Source organism: Pseudoroseicyclus sp. H15 (genome assembly GCF_054353345.1).
In genome coordinates this window covers 88,466-107,380 of record NZ_JBTHJE010000007.1, presented here as the reverse complement: position 1 = coordinate 107,380, position 18,915 = coordinate 88,466, and the positions used below count along the sequence as shown (strand labels likewise).

General features: G+C 68.2%; 19 protein-coding genes. 14 read left to right on the top strand and 5 right to left on the bottom strand.

The genetic code is table 11. From position 1 onward, the window contains the following. Positions 1-70: 70 nt before the first annotated feature. From ACXN5S_RS16985 to ACXN5S_RS16970, 4 genes are all read left to right on the top strand, one after another. Positions 71-1,357: an Nramp family divalent metal transporter gene (locus ACXN5S_RS16985; RefSeq protein ID WP_458606662.1), complete on the top strand. Its 1,287-nt coding sequence runs from the start codon at positions 71-73 to the stop codon at positions 1,355-1,357. 135 nt (positions 1,358-1,492) lie between these two features. Then, positions 1,493-2,911 (top strand): allantoinase PuuE, encoded by a 1,419-nt coding sequence (gene puuE, locus ACXN5S_RS16980; protein ID WP_458606661.1) that lies wholly within the window; start codon positions 1,493-1,495, stop codon positions 2,909-2,911. Continuing rightward, a complete protein-coding gene (locus tag ACXN5S_RS16975; RefSeq protein WP_458606660.1) occupies positions 2,908-3,729 on the top strand; it encodes a bifunctional allantoicase/(S)-ureidoglycine aminohydrolase in 822 nt (273 codons plus the stop codon). The genes puuE and ACXN5S_RS16975 overlap by 4 nt, the downstream gene beginning before the upstream one ends. Then, on the top strand, positions 3,726-4,208 hold the full coding sequence (locus ACXN5S_RS16970; RefSeq protein ID WP_458606659.1) for an ureidoglycolate lyase: 483 nt from the start codon (positions 3,726-3,728) through the stop codon (positions 4,206-4,208). Before ACXN5S_RS16975 ends, ACXN5S_RS16970 begins: the two co-directional genes overlap by 4 nt. A 305-nt stretch (positions 4,209-4,513) precedes the next feature. Here ACXN5S_RS16970 and ACXN5S_RS16965 read toward each other — a convergent pair whose 3' ends face one another. The 3 genes from ACXN5S_RS16965 to ACXN5S_RS16955 are packed head-to-tail and all read right to left on the bottom strand — an operon-like array spanning position 4,514 to position 6,419. Next, positions 4,514-5,278 (bottom strand): SseB family protein, encoded by a 765-nt coding sequence (locus ACXN5S_RS16965; protein WP_458606658.1) that lies wholly within the window; start codon positions 5,276-5,278, stop codon positions 4,514-4,516. After that, positions 5,275-5,859 (bottom strand): uracil-DNA glycosylase family protein, encoded by a 585-nt coding sequence (locus ACXN5S_RS16960; protein ID WP_458606657.1) that lies wholly within the window; start codon positions 5,857-5,859, stop codon positions 5,275-5,277. Before ACXN5S_RS16960 ends, ACXN5S_RS16965 begins: the two co-directional genes overlap by 4 nt. Further along, complete coding sequence (locus tag ACXN5S_RS16955; protein ID WP_458606656.1) at positions 5,856-6,419, bottom strand: AAA family ATPase; 564 nt, start codon at positions 6,417-6,419, stop codon at positions 5,856-5,858. Before ACXN5S_RS16955 ends, ACXN5S_RS16960 begins: the two co-directional genes overlap by 4 nt. 218 nt (positions 6,420-6,637) lie before the next feature. Here ACXN5S_RS16955 and ACXN5S_RS16950 point away from each other — a divergent pair, with 218 nt between their 5' ends. The 8 genes from ACXN5S_RS16950 to preA all read left to right on the top strand — a co-directional run bounded on the left by ACXN5S_RS16950 (position 6,638) and on the right by preA (position 15,233). After that, positions 6,638-6,988: an ArsR/SmtB family transcription factor gene (locus tag ACXN5S_RS16950; protein WP_458606655.1), complete on the top strand. Its 351-nt coding sequence runs from the start codon at positions 6,638-6,640 to the stop codon at positions 6,986-6,988. After that, a complete protein-coding gene (locus tag ACXN5S_RS16945) occupies positions 6,972-8,057 on the top strand; it encodes a permease (RefSeq protein ID WP_458606654.1) in 1,086 nt (361 codons plus the stop codon). The genes ACXN5S_RS16950 and ACXN5S_RS16945 overlap by 17 nt, the downstream gene beginning before the upstream one ends. Before the next feature lie 467 nt (positions 8,058-8,524). Beyond that, positions 8,525-9,178 (top strand): ABC transporter ATP-binding protein, encoded by a 654-nt coding sequence (locus tag ACXN5S_RS16940; RefSeq protein ID WP_458606653.1) that lies wholly within the window; start codon positions 8,525-8,527, stop codon positions 9,176-9,178. After that, positions 9,162-10,811, top strand: coding sequence for a capsule biosynthesis protein (locus ACXN5S_RS16935; protein ID WP_458606652.1), 1,650 nt, complete (start codon positions 9,162-9,164; stop codon positions 10,809-10,811). Before ACXN5S_RS16940 ends, ACXN5S_RS16935 begins: the two co-directional genes overlap by 17 nt. A 364-nt stretch (positions 10,812-11,175) precedes the next feature. Continuing rightward, positions 11,176-12,474, top strand: coding sequence for an NAD(P)-dependent oxidoreductase (locus ACXN5S_RS16930; protein WP_458606835.1), 1,299 nt, complete (start codon positions 11,176-11,178; stop codon positions 12,472-12,474). A gap of 81 nt (positions 12,475-12,555) precedes the next feature. Beyond that, complete coding sequence (locus ACXN5S_RS16925) at positions 12,556-13,092, top strand: DedA family protein (protein ID WP_458606651.1); 537 nt, start codon at positions 12,556-12,558, stop codon at positions 13,090-13,092. Positions 13,093-13,115: 23 nt separating this feature from the next. After that, complete coding sequence (locus ACXN5S_RS16920; protein ID WP_458606650.1) at positions 13,116-13,901, top strand: Fpg/Nei family DNA glycosylase; 786 nt, start codon at positions 13,116-13,118, stop codon at positions 13,899-13,901. Positions 13,902-13,928: 27 nt separating this feature from the next. Beyond that, a complete protein-coding gene (gene preA / locus ACXN5S_RS16915; RefSeq protein WP_458606649.1) occupies positions 13,929-15,233 on the top strand; it encodes an NAD-dependent dihydropyrimidine dehydrogenase subunit PreA in 1,305 nt (434 codons plus the stop codon). An 84-nt stretch (positions 15,234-15,317) separates the two neighbouring features. Here preA and ACXN5S_RS16910 read toward each other — a convergent pair whose 3' ends face one another. Continuing rightward, positions 15,318-16,652: a histidine kinase dimerization/phosphoacceptor domain -containing protein gene (locus tag ACXN5S_RS16910; protein WP_458606648.1), complete on the bottom strand. Its 1,335-nt coding sequence runs from the start codon at positions 16,650-16,652 to the stop codon at positions 15,318-15,320. Between the two features lie 161 nt (positions 16,653-16,813). On the opposite strand from ACXN5S_RS16910, the gene ACXN5S_RS16905 reads away from it, so the two are divergent. Together ACXN5S_RS16905 and ACXN5S_RS16900 are read left to right on the top strand one after the other, a co-directional pair. After that, positions 16,814-17,821 (top strand): LLM class flavin-dependent oxidoreductase, encoded by a 1,008-nt coding sequence (locus ACXN5S_RS16905; RefSeq protein ID WP_458606647.1) that lies wholly within the window; start codon positions 16,814-16,816, stop codon positions 17,819-17,821. A gap of 53 nt (positions 17,822-17,874) precedes the next feature. Next, positions 17,875-18,135, top strand: coding sequence for a DUF7218 family protein (locus ACXN5S_RS16900; RefSeq protein ID WP_458606646.1), 261 nt, complete (start codon positions 17,875-17,877; stop codon positions 18,133-18,135). Here ACXN5S_RS16900 and ACXN5S_RS16895 read toward each other — a convergent pair. Continuing rightward, a complete protein-coding gene (locus ACXN5S_RS16895) occupies positions 18,129-18,812 on the bottom strand; it encodes a TetR family transcriptional regulator C-terminal domain-containing protein (protein WP_458606645.1) in 684 nt (227 codons plus the stop codon). The two genes, ACXN5S_RS16900 and ACXN5S_RS16895, sit on opposite strands and share 7 nt — an antisense overlap. Positions 18,813-18,915: the final 103 nt, after the last annotated feature.

Below are 18,915 nucleotides of genomic sequence, written 5' to 3'. Positions count from 1 at the left end.
ATGATCGTTTGCCAACTGTGTACATTATAGCCACGGCTATACTCCGCACCATCACCGCGAGACCCACGCCATGCAGAGCCTGACCGAGCGCACCCAATCGCGAATCTCCGCTGTCCTGAGCGGCGACGCTCGCGGCTGGCGCAGCCGTCTGCTGTTTGCCGGACCCGCGATCATCGCCTCGATCGCCTATATGGACCCGGGCAATTACGCGACGAACATCCAAGCCGGCGCGGGCTATGGCTACCGGCTGCTCTGGGTCGTGGTGCTGGCGAACCTCATTGCCATGCTGTTCCAGGCCCTGTCGGCGCGACTTGGCATCGTCACCGGCCGCAACCTGGCCGAAATCTCGCGCGACCACCTGCCCCGCCCTCTGATCTGGGTGATGTGGGCGATCTCCGAGGTCGCCGCCATGGCGACCGATCTGGCAGAGTTCCTTGGCGGCGCCATCGGCCTGTCGCTGCTGTTCGGCCTGCCGCTGCTCGTGGGCATGGTGATCACAGCCCTCGTGACCTACGGCATCCTGCTGTTCGAGCGCCGCGGCTTTCGCCCGATGGAGCTGATCATCGGCGCGATGGTCGGCGTGATCGGGCTTTGCTACCTCGCCGAGGTGCTGATCGCCCCGGTCGACTGGGCCGCCGCGGGCCTCGGCATGGTGACGCCCGCCCTGCCCGACAGCGCCGCGCTGACCATCGCCGTCGGCATCATCGGGGCCACCGTCATGCCGCATGCCATCTACCTGCATTCCGGTCTCACCCAGTCCCGCGCCGTGGCGCGGAGCGATGCAGACCGGCGCAAGCTGCTGGGCTTTTCCAATGTCGAGGTGGTGCTGGCGCTGGCCGTGGCCGGCATGGTCAACCTGGCGATGGTGATGATGGCGGCCAGCGCCTTTCACCAGGGCCATGCCGATGTCGCCGAGATCGAGACGGCTTATCACACGCTCACACCGCTGCTGGGCGCCGCGGCGGCGGGGATCTTCCTGACCTCGCTGATCGCTTCCGGCATCTCAAGCTCGGTGGTCGGCACGATGGCCGGGCAGATGATCATGCAGGGCTTCCTGCATTTCCGCGTGCCGATCTGGCTTCGCCGCCTTGTCACAATGGTGCCGGCCTTCGCGGTGATCGCCGCCGGGGTGAACGCGACCGACGCGCTGGTGATGTCGCAGGTCGTGCTCTCCTTCGGGTTGCCGGTGCCGATGCTGGCGCTGCTCTACTTCTCGTCCCGCCGCGATGTGATGGGCCAGTTTCGCCTCGGCCCGGTGCTGCGTGTGCTGGCAACGCTGGGCACCTGCCTGGTGCTGGGCCTGAACTTCGTGCTGCTGGCCCAGTTCTTCGGCGTGCCAATCCCGTTCCTGGATTGACGGCCGGCTGGGGCCTTTCGTTGAGGTTGCTCCACCGGTGCCGCTACCGGCGCCTTCCGTCCCCCAAACCCCTCCTCCACTTGAAACCCCGCCCCCCTTCGCCCTAGGAAAGCTTCGAACTCCAAGGATGAACAGATGCCGCCCCGCTATCCGCGCGATCTCTCCGGCCATGGGCCGACCCCGCCCGCCGTTCGCTGGCCCAATGACGCCCTCGTCGCCATCAGCCTGGTGCTTAATTTCGAAGAGGGCGGCGAGAACAACGTTCTGCATGGCGACAAGGCCTCGGAGGCCTTCCTCAGCGATATCGCGGGCGCCCAGCCCTGGCCGGGCCAGCGGCACTGGAACATTGAGAGCATCTACGATTACGGCGCCCGTGCCGGCTTCTGGCGGCTGCACCGTCTGTTCACCCAGCGCGGCCTGCCGGTCACCATCTACGGCGTCGCCACCGCCCTGGCCCGCGCGCCCGAGCAGGTGGAGGCGATGAAGGAGGCCGGCTGGGAGATCGCCAGCCACGGCCTGAAATGGGTCGAGCACAAGGACATGGGCGAGGCCGAAGAGCGCGCCGCCATCGAAGAGGCGATCCGCCTGCACAAAGAGGTCGTCGGCCGCCCGCCGCGCGGCTGGTACACCGGTCGCTGCTCGGCCAATACCGTGCGGCTCGTCAGCGAGACCGGCCAGTTCAACTGGATCTCCGACACTTACGACGACGACCTGCCCTATTGGCGCGAGGAAGGCCCGCGCGACCAGCTCGTCATCCCCTATACGCTCGAAGCGAATGACATGCGCTTCGCCACGGCGCCGGGCTACATCACCGGCCGCCAGTTCGGCGAATATCTGATCGACACCTTCGAGACGCTGCGCGCCGAGGGCGCCGCCGGCAGCCCGAAGATGATGAGCGTGGGCCTGCACAACCGGCTGATCGGACGGCCGGGCAAGATCGCGGGGCTGATCGCCTTTCTCGATCACGTCGCGGCGCGGGGCGGCGGCTGGTTCTTCACCCGCGGCGAGATCGCGGACTACTGGGAAAAAAACCATCCCCACGAGCGCCGCGAACGGCCGAGCCAGATGAAGAAGAAGCGCTTCGTCGAGCTTTACGGCAGCATCTACGAGCATTCCCCCTGGGTCGCCGAGCGCGCCCACAAGCTGGAGCTTGGCCCCGCCCATGACAGCGCCGTCGGGCTGGCCAATGCGCTGGCCCGCGCCTTCCGCGCCGCCAGCGACGAAGAGCGGCTGGACGTGCTGAAAGCCCACCCCGACCTCGCCGGCAAGCTCGCCGCGGCCAAGACGCTGACGGCAGAGAGCACCGCCGAGCAGGCCTCCGCCGGGCTCGATGCGCTGACGGAGGAGGAGCGGGCCCGCTTCACCGAGCTGAACGAGGCCTATGTGGCCCGCCACGGCATCCCCTTCATCATCGCGGTGCGCGATCACGACAAGGCCGGCATCCTCGCCGCCTTCGAGCGGCGGCTCGGCAACGACACGCCGGACGAGATCGCCGAGGCCTGTGCCCAGGTCGAGCGGATCGCCCTGCACCGGCTGAAGGCGCTGTTGCCATGAGCTCGTATTACGCCCCGCCGGGCGGCCTACCCGGCCAGAAGAGCCGCGCGAAGGACCGCGCGATCTTCACCGAGGCCTACGCGGTGATCCCCCGCGGCGTGCTGACGGATATCACCGTCAGCCTGCTGCCTGGATGGGAGAAGGCACATGCCTGGGTGCTCGCCCGCCCGCTGACCGGCTTCGCCGAGACCTTCGCGCAGCTCATCATGGAAGTGGCGCCGGGGGGTGGCTCTGAGAGCCCCGAACCGGATCCGCAAGGCGAGGCGGTGATCTTCGTTCTGGCCGGCGATCTGCGGCTGACGATCGCTGGCGAGGTGCACGACATGATCTCTGGCGGCTACGCCTATCTGCCGCCGGGCACCGACTGGCAGGTGGCGAATGTGTCCGACGCGCCGGTCAGCTTCGTCTGGGTGCGCAAGGCCTATGAGCCGGCGCCGGGGCTGAGCACGCCCGAGGCCTTCGTGACGCATGACGACGACGTGCCGGCGGTGGAGATGCCCGACACCCGCGCCCGCTGGTCGACGACGCGCTTCGTCGACCCGGCCGATCTGCGCCACGACATGCATGTCAACGTGGTCTCGTTCCACCCCGGCGCCACGATCCCTTTCGCCGAGACCCACGTGATGGAGCACGGGCTCTACGTGCTGCAGGGGCGCGGCGTCTACCTGCTCAACGGCGATTGGGTGGAGGTCGAAGAGGGCGACTTCATGTGGCTGCGCGCCTTCTGCCCGCAGGCCTGCTACGCGGCGGGGACGGAGCCCTTCCGCTACCTCCTCTACAAGGACGTCAACCGCCATCCGGGCCTGAGGCTTCGGTGACCGAGGTCCGGGCAGAGCCGCTGACGGCAGAGGCCTTTGCCCCCTTCGGCGATGTGCTGGAGGCGGCGGGGCCCCATGACAAGCTCATCAACGAGGGGCTCTGCGGGCGCTGGCACGACAGGGCACGGATGGATTTCGGCGACGGCCGGGCGGGGATTTCGATCTTCCGGGCCGAGCCGAGGTCGCTGCCCTATGAATGCGGGCTGCTGGAGCGACACCCTGAGGGCAGCCAGGCCTTCCTGCCGCTCTACGAGGCGCCCTTCCTGGTGATCGTGGCGCTGGACGCGGGGGATGGGCCGGGAGCCCCGCGCGCCTTCCTCACCGCGCCGGGGCAAGGCATCAATCTGCTGCGCGGCACCTGGCACGGCGTGCTGACGCCGCTGTCGGCGCCAGGGCTCTTCGCTGTGGTGGACCGGATCGGCGAAGGGGCGAACCTCGAAGAGGTACGGCTCGACGCGCCATTCACGGTGGTGGCGTAAGACAGGGATCGCCGGCCCAGTCTCACTGCTCGGCACTCCCTACACCCGACGTCTCCCTTCAAGAGACAGCAGCCAATTGCGGCTAGCTCTCACGCCGGCCCGTGGGGTGGCGCCTCAACCTCACCGCTACCGCGCTTTATGCCCGCCACACCCTTCCTAGCCCCGAGCTAGGCGCTGCCTTCACCAGAGCGCCAGCCCGTGGGGACGGGCAGGCGCTCGCGCGGCGGCCTGCGGCCTTGATTCCGCGCGAGGTGAGAAGCGGGGCCGCAGGCGCCGAAAGTGAACCCTTCGACGCGCCGCCCGCCCTACCGCAGCTTCGGCGGCTTGTTCGGGTCCATGCCCGGCGGCAGCACCGGCTCGGGGGTCTCCGGCTCGGGCGGCTCCGTCATGCGCAGGGGGATGCCATTCGCCTCCGCCGCTGCCGACAGGCCGTCGCGGCCCGACAGGAACGCCACGTCGAGCGTGACCTCGGCGCCGGAGAAGGCCAGCGCCTCGCGCATCGCGCCGGCCAGGGCCCGCTCGGCGCCCGGGGTGGTCGCCAGGAAGGCCAGCACCAGCCGTCCCGCCTCGGCCTCGGCAAGCCAGGCCGATTGCGCCAGACCCGCGAGCCCCTCCAGCTTCGCCTCCAGTGCCGCGACCAGCCCTTCGGGTGGCGGCGTTTGCGGCGGGGTCAGCACGCCGGGGCGCACGCCGCCCTCTACCGCCTCTTCCGAGAGCGTAGCCGAGAGCCAGTTCACCGCCTCCTGCGGCAGAAGTTGCGCCGAGACCGCGCCGAGGTTCACCGCCAGCCCCAGCCCCTGCCCGGCCAGCATGCCCACCAGAACCCGGCCCGGCAGCGTGGCGCTCGAGGCGACGCCATCGGCGAAATCGGCCAGCTTCTCTTCGCTGTCGAAGGCCAGAACATAGGGCGCGCCCTCGACGCGGGCGATGCGCGGGGTGATGTCATCGCCATCGGGCTCGCCATCGAGCTGCAGGAGCAGCAGCTGGTTGGCCAGCACGCCGTACCAGGCCAGGCGCTCGTCATCGCCGCCGGCCTCCATCTTCGCGAATGCCTCATCCAACGCTGTCATCCCAGCACCTCCTTCACCCGCGCCTTCAACGCCGGCAGAACCTCTTCGGCAAACCACGGGTTCTTCCGCAGCCATGCATTGTTCCGCCACGACGGGTGCGGCAGCGGAAACACCTCGGGCGCGCTGTCGCGCCAGGCCGCTACTCTTTCGGTCATCCGGCCGCCGGGGCCAAGGTGCCAGTTGATCGACGCCGCGCCAACCAGCACCTTCAGCCGCACCTCGGGCAACTCCGCCATCACCCTGTCATGCCAGGTGGCCGAGCAGATCTTCGGCGGCGGCAGGTCGGCGCCCTTGGCGTTGTAGCCCGGAAAGCAGAAGGCCATCGGCACCACGGCGACGCGGGAGAGGTCGTAGAACACCTCTTCGCTCATCCCCAGCCAGTCGCGCAGCCGGTCGCCCGAGGGGTCGGTGAAGGGCCGGCCCGAGGCATGCACCCGCTTGCCGGGCGCCTGCCCCGCGATCAGCACCTTGGCGCCGGGGCGGAACCAGACGACGGGACGCGGCGCATGACGGGTGGCGGTGGCAGCGAAGCGCGCCGCGCAAAGGCGGCAGCCGCTGATCTCGTCTGCAAGGTCGCTCAAGCCCAGATGCGCTCGCGCGGGGTCAGCGCCTCGTCGATCTGCTCGATCATCTCGGGCACCGTCAGGGCGCTGTCGACCTGCACCACAGGGCAGGGCATCGCCGCGAGCCAGGCTTCGTGCCGCTGTCGGTTGCGGCCGGTGAAGCAGGCATCATCGTAGCGCTCGGCCCAGGCCATGAAGGCGCGATGCCCCTCATGCTCGCGCCCGCCCGGGGCCAGCGCGGCGGCGCCATAGCGGCGCGCCTCGCGGGCGGCGAGCCGGCGCATGCGCTCGGCGGGGTCGAGGGTGACGAAGATCACCGCATCGAAATGCTGGATCAGCGGATCGCCCCAGCCATTGAGCGAGCCGGAGAGCACCCATTGCGGGCGCGAGACGAACAGCTCGCGCATCAGCTGCAGACGGCGTGTGACGGGCCGCTTCTCGGCATAGGGCGGGTCGGTCGGCAGCCAGTAGAAATCGTCGGTGTCGAAGGAGGGGCACGAGCGCGATTGCGCCAGGGCACGCCCCAGCGTGGTCACGCCTGCCCCCGAGGCGCCGGTGATATGAATGCGATCGCCCATCACGCCAATCTTGCTCGCGCATCACCCGCAGTGAATCAAGCTGCATGTAACACTTTTTAAACCAATTGAAGAAATGCACAGGATTTCCGGGGGTTTTGGGCTGATTGGTGCGGGCCTCTGCGGGGACGCTCTGCCCAAGCGTCAGGCCGCGCTCGGGCGATTCGCCCGGACTCATATCCCGATTGACCGAAACTCCTCAGTTCGATATTTCTAGAATCATGAAAATGAATCTCCCCCCCGATGCCGATCTTGACCTCACCCTGATGGCCGCCCGCTTCGCCGCGCTCGGCTCCGAGCAGCGTCTGTCGGTGCTGCGCACGCTGGTGCGGGCCGGGCCGGACGGCATCTCCATCGGTGAGCTCGGGCAGCGGGCTGGCGTCACCGGCTCGACGCTGACGCATCATCTGAAGATCCTCTCGCAGGCCGGGCTCGTGCGGCAGGTGCGGCAGGGCCGCCAGATCATCTGCATGGGGGCGGAGTTCGGGGTGATCGAGCGCCTGTCCGGGTTTCTCTTCGATCAATGCTGCGCCGACGCGCCAGAGGGACAATCCCATGACCGACACGACTGAACCAACCCGCCTCAGCCCCTCGGGCCCCGCGCCGGAAAGCACCCCCGGCGATAGCGGCCTGCTCGCGCGCCTGCGCGAGGTCGACCGCGTCTGGGCCGCCCTGCTGATCGCCGCAGCGCTGCTGGTGATCTTCGTGCCCGCCGATGCCGGGCCGATCCTGCGCGATACCGGCGCCGCGTTGCTGCACACGCTGCCCTTCATCGGCTTCGCGGTGCTCGCCATTGCCTGGCTGAAGGCCTCCGAGGCCGAGGAGCTGGTGGCCAAGGCCTTCGTCGGCCGCGAGAGCCTCGCCATCGTGCTCGCCGCCTTCGCCGGCAGCCTGTCGCCCTTCTGCTCCTGCGAGGTGATCCCACTCGTCGCCGCCCTGCTGGCAGCCGGAGCACCGGTCAGCGCCATCATGGCCTTCTGGCTCGCCTCGCCCCTGATGGACCCGGCGGCCTTCGCCATCACCGCCGGCGCCATCTCGCCCGAGATGGCCGTGGCCAAGCTGCTGGCCGCCATTGTCATCGCACTCACCGCCGGCTTCGCCACCAAGGCGCTGATGTCGGGCGGCGCACTGGCCAATCCTCTGCGTGAGCGCCCCGCCAAGCGCGGCTGCGGGAGCGGATGCGGCGGCGGCAGCGCCAAGTCGGTGCCCGCCTTCCGCTTCTGGCAGAAGCCCGGCGGTACCGCGGCCTTCCGAGACGCGGCGGAGGACAACGCGCTGTTCCTCGTCAAGTGGATGACGCTGGCCTATCTCGTCGAGGTGCTGATGACCCGCTACATCCCGGCGGAGATGATCGCGGCCTATGTGGGCGGCGACGGGCTTCTGCCCATCCTCGGCGCCACCGTGCTCGGCGTGCCGGCCTATCTGAACGGCTATGCCGCCCCGGCGCTGGTCGGCGGGCTGATGGACCAGGGCATGAGCCCCGGCGCCGGCCTGGCCTTCATGATCGCCGGCGGCGTCACCTGCATCCCCGCCGTCATGGCTGTCTGGGCGCTCGTCCGGCCGCCGCTGTTTGCCACCTATCTGGGTTTCGGCGCTGTTGGGGCGCTTGGGGCGGGGCTAGTGGCGAACGCGGTGATGTGAGGGGGGGCGGGCTGAAGCCCGCCCGACAGAAAGGCGCGCCGGTCAGGCGGTACGTAGGGCGGGGTTCACCCCGCCACCGCCCCGCCACCAGTCGCACCATCTCCGTGCCGGGCGAGCGCCTGCCCGTGGGGTGGCGCCGCTCCAGCACCGCTACCGCGCTTTATGCTCGCCACAACCTTCCCCGCCCAGGGCTCGGCACCAAGCCCAGCCAGAGCGCCAGCCCGCCGGGACGGGCAGGCGCTCGCCCGGCGCCTTCGGCGCGGATCGGGCGGGGGACAGAGATGCAGCCGTCCAGCCCCCCCCGCTCACGCAGCTGTTCACCCAAATTCCATCGCTCCGCCGCAGAATCCGGGTGAGGGGGGCGATCTTTTGCCATAATCTGCCGATACTCCGGCCCGGCAAATGAAATGAAAATTGTCCGCACCGGGGCAGATCAGGGCGCCCCGTCTGGCCGGGCGTATGCGGGAATGCTGGAATTCATCAACGTCAGCAAGAGCTTCTGGACAGGCAAGCGCCGCAAGGTGATCCTCGACCGTGCCTCCTTCAAGGTAGAGCTCGGCCAGTCGCTTGGCATCCTGGCGCCCAACGGCACGGGCAAGACGACGCTGATCAACATGATGGCGGGGCTGGAGAAGCCCGACGAGGGCAAGATCGTCCGCACCTGCCGCATCTCCTTCCCGCTCGGCTTCATGGGCGGGGTGAACACCAAGCATTCGGCCCGCGAGAATGCCCGCTACATCGCGCGGCTCTACGGGCTCGACCCCGATTACGTCGAGGCGTTCTGCCGCTGGCTGACGGGGATCGAGGAATACTTCGACATGCCGGTCGGCACCTATTCCGCCGGGATGCGCAGCCGCTTCACCTTCTCGCTGCTGCTGGCGCTGGATTTCGACATGTATCTCATCGACGAGGGCATGCCGCAGACAACCGATGTCGCGTTCAACCAGAAGGCGGGGGACATCCTGCGCGAGCGGCTGGAGACGACGACCGTCGTCATCGTCTCTCACCTGCCCGATGTGCTGGAGCGCTTCGCCCGCTCGGCCGCCGTGCTGAAGGACGGGCAGCTCTACATATTCGACACGCTCGAAGAGGCGAGGCAGCTCTATGACTACCAAGCCTAAGGTCCGCAAATTCCGGGTGCGCCGGGCCGCGCCGCTGACCATCGGCAACACCGCCCTGTCAGAGGGCGGCGGCACAGATGTCGCGCTCACCCATGCCGCCGCCGCGATCGATGCGATCCGCGCCGAGGGGCTGACTGGCCGGCAGCTGCGCATGGCGCGCCGCGTCGCGCAAAAGCAAGGGCTGGCCGTCACCTCCGATTTCGATGCCGTCCGCCAGCTGCGCGAGCAGGGGATCGACCCGTTCCAGCGCTCAAACGTGCTGGAGCTGATTGTGCCGGAAGGCGAGACCCAGAGCGAGGACAGCCCGGAAGAGACCACCCCGGCGCCGGCCCCGATGGGCGATCTGCCCACGAGGCCGCGCAAGCGCCAGATGCAGAACAAGGGCCAGGGCGCCGTTCAGCTGCCGCAGACGGTGCCGGCCAAGAAAGACAACCTGCCCTCGACCGAGCGGGCCGAGCCGGGCCCTTCGCCGCGCGCCAGCTCCGGCTTTGCCGAGGTGCAGAAGATCCAGCGCGATCTCGCCCGCCGCCGCCGCCGCCGTATGGCGCTGCTGGTCGTGCGGCTCGCCGTGCTTGTCGCCCTGCCCACCATCATCGCCGGCGTCTATTTCACCCGCATCGCCACGCCGATGTACGCCACCCATTCCGAGTTCGTCATCCAGCAGGCCGAACCGCCGAGCGCGGGCGCCGGGCTTGGCGGGCTGTTGCAGGGCACCTCGATGGCCACGCAGCAGGATTCGATCACCGTGCAGAGCTACCTTGCCAGCCGCGCGGCTCTGCGCCGGCTGGATGAGGAACACAACTTCCGCGATGTCTTCGCCGCCGACGACATCGACCCGATCCAGCGCCTGCCGCATGACGCCAGCAACGAAGAGGCCTACCGGGTTTATCAGGACAGGGTGAAGATCAGCTACGACCCCACCGAAGGCATCATCAAGATGGAGGTGGTGGCGCCCGACCCCGAGACGAGCCAGGCCTTCTCGGAGGCGCTCATCGACTATGCCGAAGAACAGGTCGACCAGCTCACCTTCCGCCTGCGCGAAGATTCCATGGCCAGCGCCCGCGAGGCCTATGAGGCGGCCGAGGCGCGCCGGGCCGATGCCCTGGCCGACTGGCTCGCCATTCAGGAAGAGGTGCAGCAGATCGACCCGGTGGGCGAGACGGCGGCGCGCACACAGCAGATCTCGACGCTGGAGACGCAGCGCCAGCAATTGCAGATCGAGCTGCAGACGCGCCTGAGCGTGGCCCGCCCGAACCAGGCCCAGGTCGAGGCGCTGCAGACCCAGATCGCGGGGATCGACGAGATCATCAGCGGCCTGCGCTCTGACATGACGAACGAGACCACGCAGGGCGGCTCGCTCGCCGCCAAGAACACCGAGCTGCGGACGGCGGAGGAGAACTACACCTTCCAGACGCTGATGGTGCAGCAGGCCCTCTCGGCCATGGAGCTGTCGCAGCAGGAGGCGAACCGCCAGGTGCGCTATCTCTCGCTCGGGGTGGAACCGGTGGCGCCCGATGAGCCGTCGTATCCGAAGGCCTTCGAGAACACGCTGCTGGCGTTTCTTGTGTTCGCGGGGCTCTACCTGATGGTCTCGCTGACCGCTTCGATCCTGCGGGAGCAGATCACGGCTTGAGGGGATAGGGCGGAGTGGACCCCGCCTGCCCGCTCGCCCCAGGCTGTACGGTCGCACGCCGGCCCGTGGGGTGGTGCCTCTCCCTCTCCGCTACCTCGCTTTATGCCAGCCACACCCCTCTCAGCGGCGGGGCCAGCACCAAGACCAGCCAAAGCGCCACCCCGCGGGGACGGGCCGGCGCTCGCGGGGGGCCTGACGGTCTTAATTCTGCGCCGGGGAAGGGGCGAAGCGCCGCAAAAGAGGCACGCCGCCCAAATCACACTGTCCCACCGCCCACCCAAAATTTTACCGCTTGGTCAAATTCCATTTCCGTGCCAGCCTTTCAGGGTGACGCAGCATCAGGGAGTGCACCTTGGCCAATTCCATGACGCCCGGAATCGCGCCGAACCGGCTCGAACCCAAGGAAATCAGCGATAATTTCGCCGATCTGCACCCGCCGCTCTCTGGGCACGAGGCGCAGGTCGCCGCCGACCGCTGCTATTTCTGCCATGATGCGCCCTGCATCACGGCCTGCCCGACCGATATCGATATCCCGCTCTTCATCCGCCAGATCGCCAATGACCGGCCCGAAGACGCGGGCCGCACGATTTTTGAGCAGAACATCCTTGGCGGCATGTGCGCCCGGGTCTGCCCCACCGAGAACCTCTGCGAAGGCGCCTGCGTACGCGAGATGGCCGAGGGCGAGCCGGTGCAGATCGGCGCACTCCAGCGGGTCGCCACCGACAGCCTCATGTCCCGCCAGGGCCACCCCTTCGTGCGCGAGGCCAGCACCGGCAAACGCGTGGCCGTTGTTGGCGCCGGCCCAGCCGGCCTCGCCGCCGCGCACCGGCTGGCGATGAAGGGCCACGACGTCATCGTTTACGAGGCGCGGCCCAAGCCCGGCGGGCTCAACGAATACGGCATCGCCGCCTACAAGACGGTCGACGATTTCGCCGCCCGCGAGGTCGACTGGCTGCTCGGCATCGGCGGTATCACGATCGAGACGGGCCGCGCGCTGGGCGAGGACCTCTCGCTGCAGGAGCTGGTGGCGGAGCACGACGCCGTCTTCCTCGGCATGGGCCTTGGCGGCGTGAATGCCCTCACTGCCCCCGGCACCGAGATCGAGGGCGTCGAGCCCGCCGTCCATTTCATCGAGCGCCTGCGCCAGGCGGAGGACAAATCCGCCCTGCCCGTCGGCCGCAATGTCGTGGTCATCGGCGGCGGCATGACAGCCGTCGATGCCGCGGTGCAATCGAAGCTGCTTGGCGCCGCCTCCGTCACCCTCGCCTACCGCAAGGGGCGCGAGGCCATGCCCGCCAGCCGGTGGGAGCAGGATCTGGCCGCTTCGAAGGGGGTGCGGCTGCTCTTCAACGTCACCCCCGCCGAGATGCGCGGCAATGGCGCAGTCAGCGAGATCGCCTTCACCCATCCCGACAGCGACATCCCCGTGATGCTGCAGGCCGACCAGGTGCTGCTCGCCATCGGTCAGCGCCTCGCCGGTGATCAGGGCCTCGCGCTGGAGGGCGCCAAGATCGCCGTTACCGGCGCGGGCCGCACCTCGCTGTCCAAGGTCTGGGCCGGCGGCGATTGCGCAACCGGCGGCGACGACCTCACCGTCACCGCCGTGGCCGAGGGGCGCGATGCGGCGGAGGATATCCACGCCAATCTGATGGCGAGCGGATGAGCGCCGGCCCGGCGCATAGCGCCTCTTGCAGCGGCGCGCGCCGCGGCATAGCGCTTGCGGCTGGATCAACCGGAGCGGGCCGTGCAGGGCTTCATCGACACAATCCTCGCCTTTGTCGAGGCGCATGCGGAATGGGCGGCGATCATCGCGCTGGTGCTCGCCTTCTGCGAGACGACGCTGCTGCTCTCGGTCTTCGTGCCCTCCACGACCATCCTCTTCGGCTTCGGAGCCCTCTCAGCGGCGGGCGGCCTGCACCTGACACCCGTTTGGATCGGCGGGGCCATCGGCAGCGCTCTCGGCTCCAGCGTCAGCTATGCGCTCGGGCACCAGTACGGCGACTGGGCTCTCACCCGCTGGCCGCTCTCGCGCCAGCCCGACCTGATGGAGCGGGCGACGCGCGCCACGCGCCGCTGGGGCGTCGCCGTTCTGCCCATCGCGCATTTCCTCGGGCCTTTGCGCCCGGTGATCTTCACGCTCGCCGGCATGTCGCGCATGTCCTATCCGCACTTCCTGCTCTGGGATGCCGTCGGCTGCCTCGTCTGGGCCTGGGCCATCCCCAAATCGGGGCAGCTGGGGGGCAGCGCCATCTCGCTGCTCTGGCGGCTGATGGTGGACTGACCGCGCGCGGGGGGCGCTGAGGCATGCCCGAGCTTCCCGCAGCCGAGGCCAACCGCCGGCGCGTCGAGGCCGGCGCGCTCAACCGCACGATCGCGGGGCTCACGGTGGACGATCCCGGCCCGATGACGATGCCCACGACGGCGGAGCAAAAGCGCCTCGTCGGCACGCAGTTCACGCAAGCGCGGCGCTACGGCAAATACGTCTTCCTCGGTTCCGCCTCCGGGCCCTGGCTGGTCATAAGCCTCGGCATGACCGGCATCATCGAGACCTATGACGAAGCGGATGGCGCGCCCGACTACGCCAAGCTGACCGTCACCTTCGAAGGAGACCGGCGGCTCGCCTATATCTGCCCTCGGAAGTTCGGCGATGTCTATCTCGCCGAGAGCGTCGAGGCGTTCGTGGAAGAGCACAAACTCGGCCCCGACGCGTTGGAGGTGAGCAAGGAGGAGTTCGCCGAGCGGGTCGGCGCCTCGAAAAGCGCCATCAAGACGGCGATGATCGACCAGTCCCGCGTCGCCGGCATCGGCAACCTGTGGTCCGACGAGGCGCTCTACCGCGTAGGTCTGCTCCCCAGCGTCCCCGCGAACAAACTCGGCGACAACCGCCTCGGCGACCTGCATGCCGCCGCCCAGGAGGTGATGCAGACCGCCGTCGACACCCCCGGCGCGCCGAAGAGCCTGCCGGACGATTGGCTCGTGCATCACCGCAAGCCCGGCGCCGCCTGCCCGCGCTGCGGCGGCACCATCCGGAAGAAGAACATCGGCGGCCGCTCCGCCTATTTCTGCGAGACCCATCAGGAGGGGGCGTGACCCGCCGCCCGAAGAGGAGACCATCCCATGGCTGACCTGACCACAGACTTCATCGGCATCCGCTCCCCCAACCCGTTCTGGCTCGCCTCGGCCCCGCCGACCGACAAGGAGTACAACGTCCGCCGCGCCTTCGATGCCGGCTGGGGCGGGGTCGTCTGGAAGACGCTGGGCGAGGAAGGCCCGCCCGTCGTCAACGTCAACGGCCCCCGCTACGGCGCCATCTACGGGGCCGACCGGCGGCTTCTGGGCCTCAACAACATCGAGCTCATCACCGACCGCCCGCTGGAGGTGAACCTGCGCGAGATGAAGGCCGTCAAGCGCGACTACCCCGACCGGGCGCTCATCGCCTCGATCATGGTGCCCTGCGAGGAAGAGGCGTGGAAGAAGATCCTCCCCTTGGTGGAGGAGACCGGGGCCGACGGCATCGAGCTGAATTGCGGCTGCCCGCACGGGATGAGTGAGCGCGGCATGGGCGCCGCTGTAGGCCAGGCGCCCGACCTGATCGAGATGATCACCCGCTGGTGCAAGCAATACACGCGCATGCCGGTGATCGTGAAGCTCACGCCCAACATCACCGATGTCCGCGCCCCGGCGCGGGCGGCGTTCGCCGGTGGCGCCGATGCCGTGAGCCTGATCAACACGATCAATTCCATCACCTCGGTCGATCTCGACAGCTTCAGCCCGCAGCCCAGCATCGACGGCAAGGGCACCCACGGCGGCTATTGCGGCCCGGCGGTGAAGCCCATCGCCATGAACATGGTGGCCGAGATCGCGCGCGACCCCGAAACCGCCGGCCTGCCGATCTCCGGCATTGGCGGCATCACCAACTGGCGCGACGCGGCGGAGTTCCTGGCACTCGGCTGCGGCAATGTGCAGGTCTGCACGGCTGCGATGACCTATGGCTTCAAGATCGTCGAAGAGATGAAGCGTGGGCTGTCGTCTTGGATGGACGAGAAAGGCTATGCCTCGGTCGAGGAGTTCGTTGGCCGCGCGGTGCCGAACGTGACTGACTGGCAGTATCTGAACCTGAACTATGTCACCAAGGCGCGGATCGATCAGGATCTCTGCATCAAATGCGGCCGCTGCTATGCCGCCTGCGAGGATACCTCGCACCAGGCCATCGCGATGAACCCGGGCCGGGTCTTTGAGGTGAAGGACGACGAATGCGTCGCCTGCAACCTCTGCGTCGATGTCTGCCCGGTGGAGGATTGTATCTCGATGGTCGAGCTGGAGCCCGGCACGTTGGACGAGCGGACGGGCAAGGTCGTCGAAGAGGCCTATGCCAACTGGACGACGCATCCGAATAATCCGATGGGCCAGGCGGCGGAGTAGCGGGCAACCTTCTTCGCGGGCCGGCCGGCCCCGGCGGCTTGAAGGCCCTGATTCCGCGCTAGGGGTAGAGCGGCGAACGCCGCCTCAGGCCGCGCGGGGCGGCGCCGGCGGCTCGCCGTCTCCCTCGTCACCCGACGGCAGGATGACGGACACCTGCTTACCGTCGATCGGCAAGCGAGCGGCAGCGGCTTCGGCGACGATACGGCCCGCAGTCTCTGCTGCGTCCTCGGCAGTGCTCCCGACCTCGGCATCGGGCCGGCGATCGTTCGCAACCGGCGCCACCTTGCCCCGCCCCGTCTCGGCTTCCGTCTGCGGGCGGAAGGTGACGGCCAGCTGGGTGCCGCCACCCGGCGCGTTTGAGGGCGCCACGTCCAGCGCGCCCAGCTGCTGCAGCATCGCTTCGATGATCGCATGGCCGAGCCCGCCGCGGCGGCCTTCGCGGGGCAGTGGCTCATCGGGCAGGCCGATGCCGTCATCGGCGCAGGTGAGCTCGTAGGTGCCATCGGGCAGGTACCGCCCAGCCAGCCGCACCGTGCCCTCCTGCCCCTGCGGGAAGGCGTGGCGCACCGCATTGACGGCCATCTCGTTGACGAGCGTGCCCAGCGCCGCGGCGGCATGGGCATCGACCATGCAATGCGCGATGTCGGCCTGCGAGCGGATCGTCAGCGGCGCCTCCGAGAGCGAGAGCTTGAGGATGCGGCCGAGGTAATCGGCGATATCCACCTCGTCGCCCGTGCCGGAATAGCACAGCGCCTCGTGCAGGGTGGCAATGGCATTCAGCCGCTGCTCCGTCGCCTGAAGGGCCTCGCGCGCGACTACCTCGGCCTTAGATAACATGCGCACCTGAAGGCGGATGTGCGAGGCGACCGATTGCAGCGAGTTCTTGATGCGGTGATCGGTCTCGCGTGCCGCGATCTCGCGGTCGATCAGCGATTTGCGCAGCGAGATCAGCCGCATCGCCTGCGCGGCGAGGTCGGTCAGCACCTGGCGCTGCACATCGGTCAGCTCGCGCGGCTTGGTATCGAGCACGCAGACAGTGCCGAGCGGCAGGCCCGAGGTCGGGTCGATCATCGGCGCGCCGGCATAGAAGCGGAACGCCCCCTCGCCCTGGCAGAGCGGGTTGTCAGCGGTGCGCGGGTCGAGCTGCGTATCAGGCACCTCGAACAGCCCATCGCCCAGCAGGGCGTGGCTGCAGATCGAGGCGTCGAGCCCCGTTTCTTCCAGCGCGCAGCCGAGGCGCGCCTTGAACCACTGCCGGTCCTCCGTCACCAGCGAAACCAGCGCCGTCGGCATGTCGCACACGGTCGCCGCGATGCGGGTGATCGCGTCGAATTCCTCCTCAGGGCCGGTGTCGAGAATGCCGTAGCCGTAAAGCAGATTGATGCGCTCGCGCTGTTGCGGATGCGTCTTCGCCAGCATGGGAGCCTTTCCTGGGTGTCGTGCGCTGCAAGCATCGAGCTTCGCCAACACTGCGGGGCCAGCGCTGGTTACCGAAAAATTACGTGGGGCAGGCAGGAGTGTAAAGCAGCGCCTTGCATCCCGGCCCCGGCAAACCCAACTCAGGGTGAACGGAGATGCATATGAAACGATATTCCATGCTCGACCTCGCCGCGGTGCCGGAAGGCAGCACGGCCGGCGATGCCCTGTCGAACACCCGCGAACTGGCCCGCAAGGCAGAGAGCCTCGGCTTTCACCGCTACTGGCTGGCCGAGCATCACAATATGCCCGGCATCGCCTCTGCCGCGACCTCAATCGTCATCGGCCATGTGGCCGAGGCCACGAAGACGATGCGCATCGGCGCGGGCGGCATCATGCTGCCGAACCACGCGCCGCTGGTGGTGGCCGAGCAATTCGGCACGCTCGCCACGCTCTATCCGGGGCGCATCGATCTGGGGCTCGGCCGTGCGCCGGGCACGGATATGCAAACCGCGATGGCCCTGCGCCGCAACATGAAGGGCGCCGATACCTTCCCTCAGGATGTCGTTGAAATTCAGGGTTATTTCGCCGAAGGGGCCGAGAATGCCCGCGTGCAGGCCGTGCCCGGCGCCGGCACAGAGGTGCCTGTCTGGATCCTCGGCTCCAGCCTTTATGGCGCGCAACTCGCCGCGCATCTGGGCCTGCCCTATGCCTTCGCCAGCCATTTCGCCCCGGCCATGCTGGAAGAGGCGAGCCATATCTACCGCACGCGCTTCGAGCCGTCGGCGCATCTGGCGGAGCCCTATTTCATGATGGCGATGGGCGTCTGCGCCGCCGATAGCGACGAAGAGGCGGAGTACCTGCGCTCCAGCCAGATCCTGTCGTTTGCGCGGCTGCGCACCGGCCGGCCCGGCAAGCTTCCGGCGCCCACGCATGACCTGTCGGAAGTGCCCGCCGAGGTGATGGCGGGCGTCGAACAGGCTATGGGCTGCTCCGCCGTCGGCGGGCCTCAGACGGTGAAGCGGAAAATCGCCGAGCTGGTCGACAGGCACCGCCCCGACGAGGTGATGATCACCGGCATGATGCACAGCCAGGCCGCCCGCCTGCGCTCTGCTGAGATCGCGGCAGAGGCTCTGGCAGAGCTGGCAGAGCCGGCCCGTGCGGCGGAATAGCAGCGCGGAACCCGGGCCCTTCTTTCCGCGTTTCGGCGGAAAGGAGGTGCCCCATGGCCAAGAACCACGGCTCTCAGATCAAGGACGGCGAGACCTACGAGGAACTGCGCAAGCAGGGCGAGTCGAAGGAGAAGGCGGCGCGCATCGCCAATGCCCGTGCAGCCGGAGACCACCCGTCGAAGAAGGGCGGCAAATCATCGCCCTATGAGGAGTGGAGCAAGGACGAGCTCTACGACCGCGCGCAGGAGATCGGCATCGACGGCCGCTCTGACATGACCAAGGACGAGCTGATCGACGCTTTGCGCGATCACTGACCTTGCGGGCCGAGCAGGCTTGAGAACAGCATGTCGAGATAGGTCTCGGCGCCAGGATAGGGATCGTCAGGGCCGAGCACCGCGCTGACCTGCACCTCGAAATCGGCATAATGCTGGGTGAGTGCCCAGACCGAGATGATCAAGTGCCGCCCGTCGATCACCGGGATGCGCCCAGCCTTGCCCCAGTCGGCAATCACGGCGGCCTTTTCTGCCACCACCTGCTGCAATTCGCCGGAAAGCCGCGGCGCGACATGCGGCGCGCCATGCAGGATCTCGTTCGCGAACAGCCGGCTCTCCCGCGGATATTGTCGCGACATCCGCAGCTTGCCGCGCACATAGCCTAATATTTCGGCGCGCGGATCTCCGGTCGGATCAATCGCATAAAGCGGGTCGAGCCAAGTCTTGAGGATGCCCTCCAGCAGCGCATTATGAACTGCCCGCTTCGAGCGGAAGTAATAGAGCAGGTTGGGTTTCGACAGCCCTGCCATGCCGGCAATCTCGTCGAGGGTCGCGCCGCGAAAGCCCTTTCCGGAGAAGACCTCCAGCGCCGCGTCGAGGATCGCCTCGCGGTTGCGTTCGCGGATGCGGCTGGGGCGGCGGCGAGCGGCCGGACCGGCCGGGGTGTCATCGAGCGCGGCAACTTCCGGCTCTTCGTTCCCTTGATCGGCCCTGTCCATCGGGGCATCACTCCACCATCCAAGGCAACAGGGGCCCCGCGCGAATGCTAGCTTCTACACGGCGCCCCGGTCAAATGACCGGCACGGCAAGCCGCAGCCCGGC

Excerpts from the sequence above, each read along its gene's own strand:
- ACXN5S_RS16965 (WP_458606658.1), bottom strand. The coding sequence starts at position 5,278 with ATGACAGCGTTGGATGAGGCATTCGCGAAGATGGAGGCCGGCGGCGAT.
- ACXN5S_RS16935 (WP_458606652.1), top strand. The coding sequence starts at position 9,162 with ATGACTACCAAGCCTAAGGTCCGCAAATTCCGGGTGCGCCGGGCCGCG.
- ACXN5S_RS16920 (WP_458606650.1), top strand. The coding sequence starts at position 13,116 with ATGCCCGAGCTTCCCGCAGCCGAGGCCAACCGCCGGCGCGTCGAGGCC.
- ACXN5S_RS16975 (WP_458606660.1), top strand. The coding sequence starts at position 2,908 with ATGAGCTCGTATTACGCCCCGCCGGGCGGCCTACCCGGCCAGAAGAGC.
- ACXN5S_RS16895 (WP_458606645.1), bottom strand. The coding sequence starts at position 18,812 with ATGGACAGGGCCGATCAAGGGAACGAAGAGCCGGAAGTTGCCGCGCTC.
- ACXN5S_RS16900 (WP_458606646.1), top strand. The coding sequence starts at position 17,875 with ATGGCCAAGAACCACGGCTCTCAGATCAAGGACGGCGAGACCTACGAG.
- ACXN5S_RS16955 (WP_458606656.1), bottom strand. The coding sequence starts at position 6,419 with ATGGGCGATCGCATTCATATCACCGGCGCCTCGGGGGCAGGCGTGACC.
- ACXN5S_RS16940 (WP_458606653.1), top strand. The coding sequence starts at position 8,525 with ATGCTGGAATTCATCAACGTCAGCAAGAGCTTCTGGACAGGCAAGCGC.
- ACXN5S_RS16950 (WP_458606655.1), top strand. The coding sequence starts at position 6,638 with ATGAAAATGAATCTCCCCCCCGATGCCGATCTTGACCTCACCCTGATG.
- ACXN5S_RS16930 (WP_458606835.1), top strand. The coding sequence starts at position 11,176 with ATGACGCCCGGAATCGCGCCGAACCGGCTCGAACCCAAGGAAATCAGC.
- ACXN5S_RS16905 (WP_458606647.1), top strand. The coding sequence starts at position 16,814 with ATGAAACGATATTCCATGCTCGACCTCGCCGCGGTGCCGGAAGGCAGC.
- ACXN5S_RS16910 (WP_458606648.1), bottom strand. The coding sequence starts at position 16,652 with ATGCTGGCGAAGACGCATCCGCAACAGCGCGAGCGCATCAATCTGCTT.
- ACXN5S_RS16985 (WP_458606662.1), top strand. The coding sequence starts at position 71 with ATGCAGAGCCTGACCGAGCGCACCCAATCGCGAATCTCCGCTGTCCTG.
- preA (WP_458606649.1), top strand. The coding sequence starts at position 13,929 with ATGGCTGACCTGACCACAGACTTCATCGGCATCCGCTCCCCCAACCCG.
- puuE (WP_458606661.1), top strand. The coding sequence starts at position 1,493 with ATGCCGCCCCGCTATCCGCGCGATCTCTCCGGCCATGGGCCGACCCCG.
- ACXN5S_RS16945 (WP_458606654.1), top strand. The coding sequence starts at position 6,972 with ATGACCGACACGACTGAACCAACCCGCCTCAGCCCCTCGGGCCCCGCG.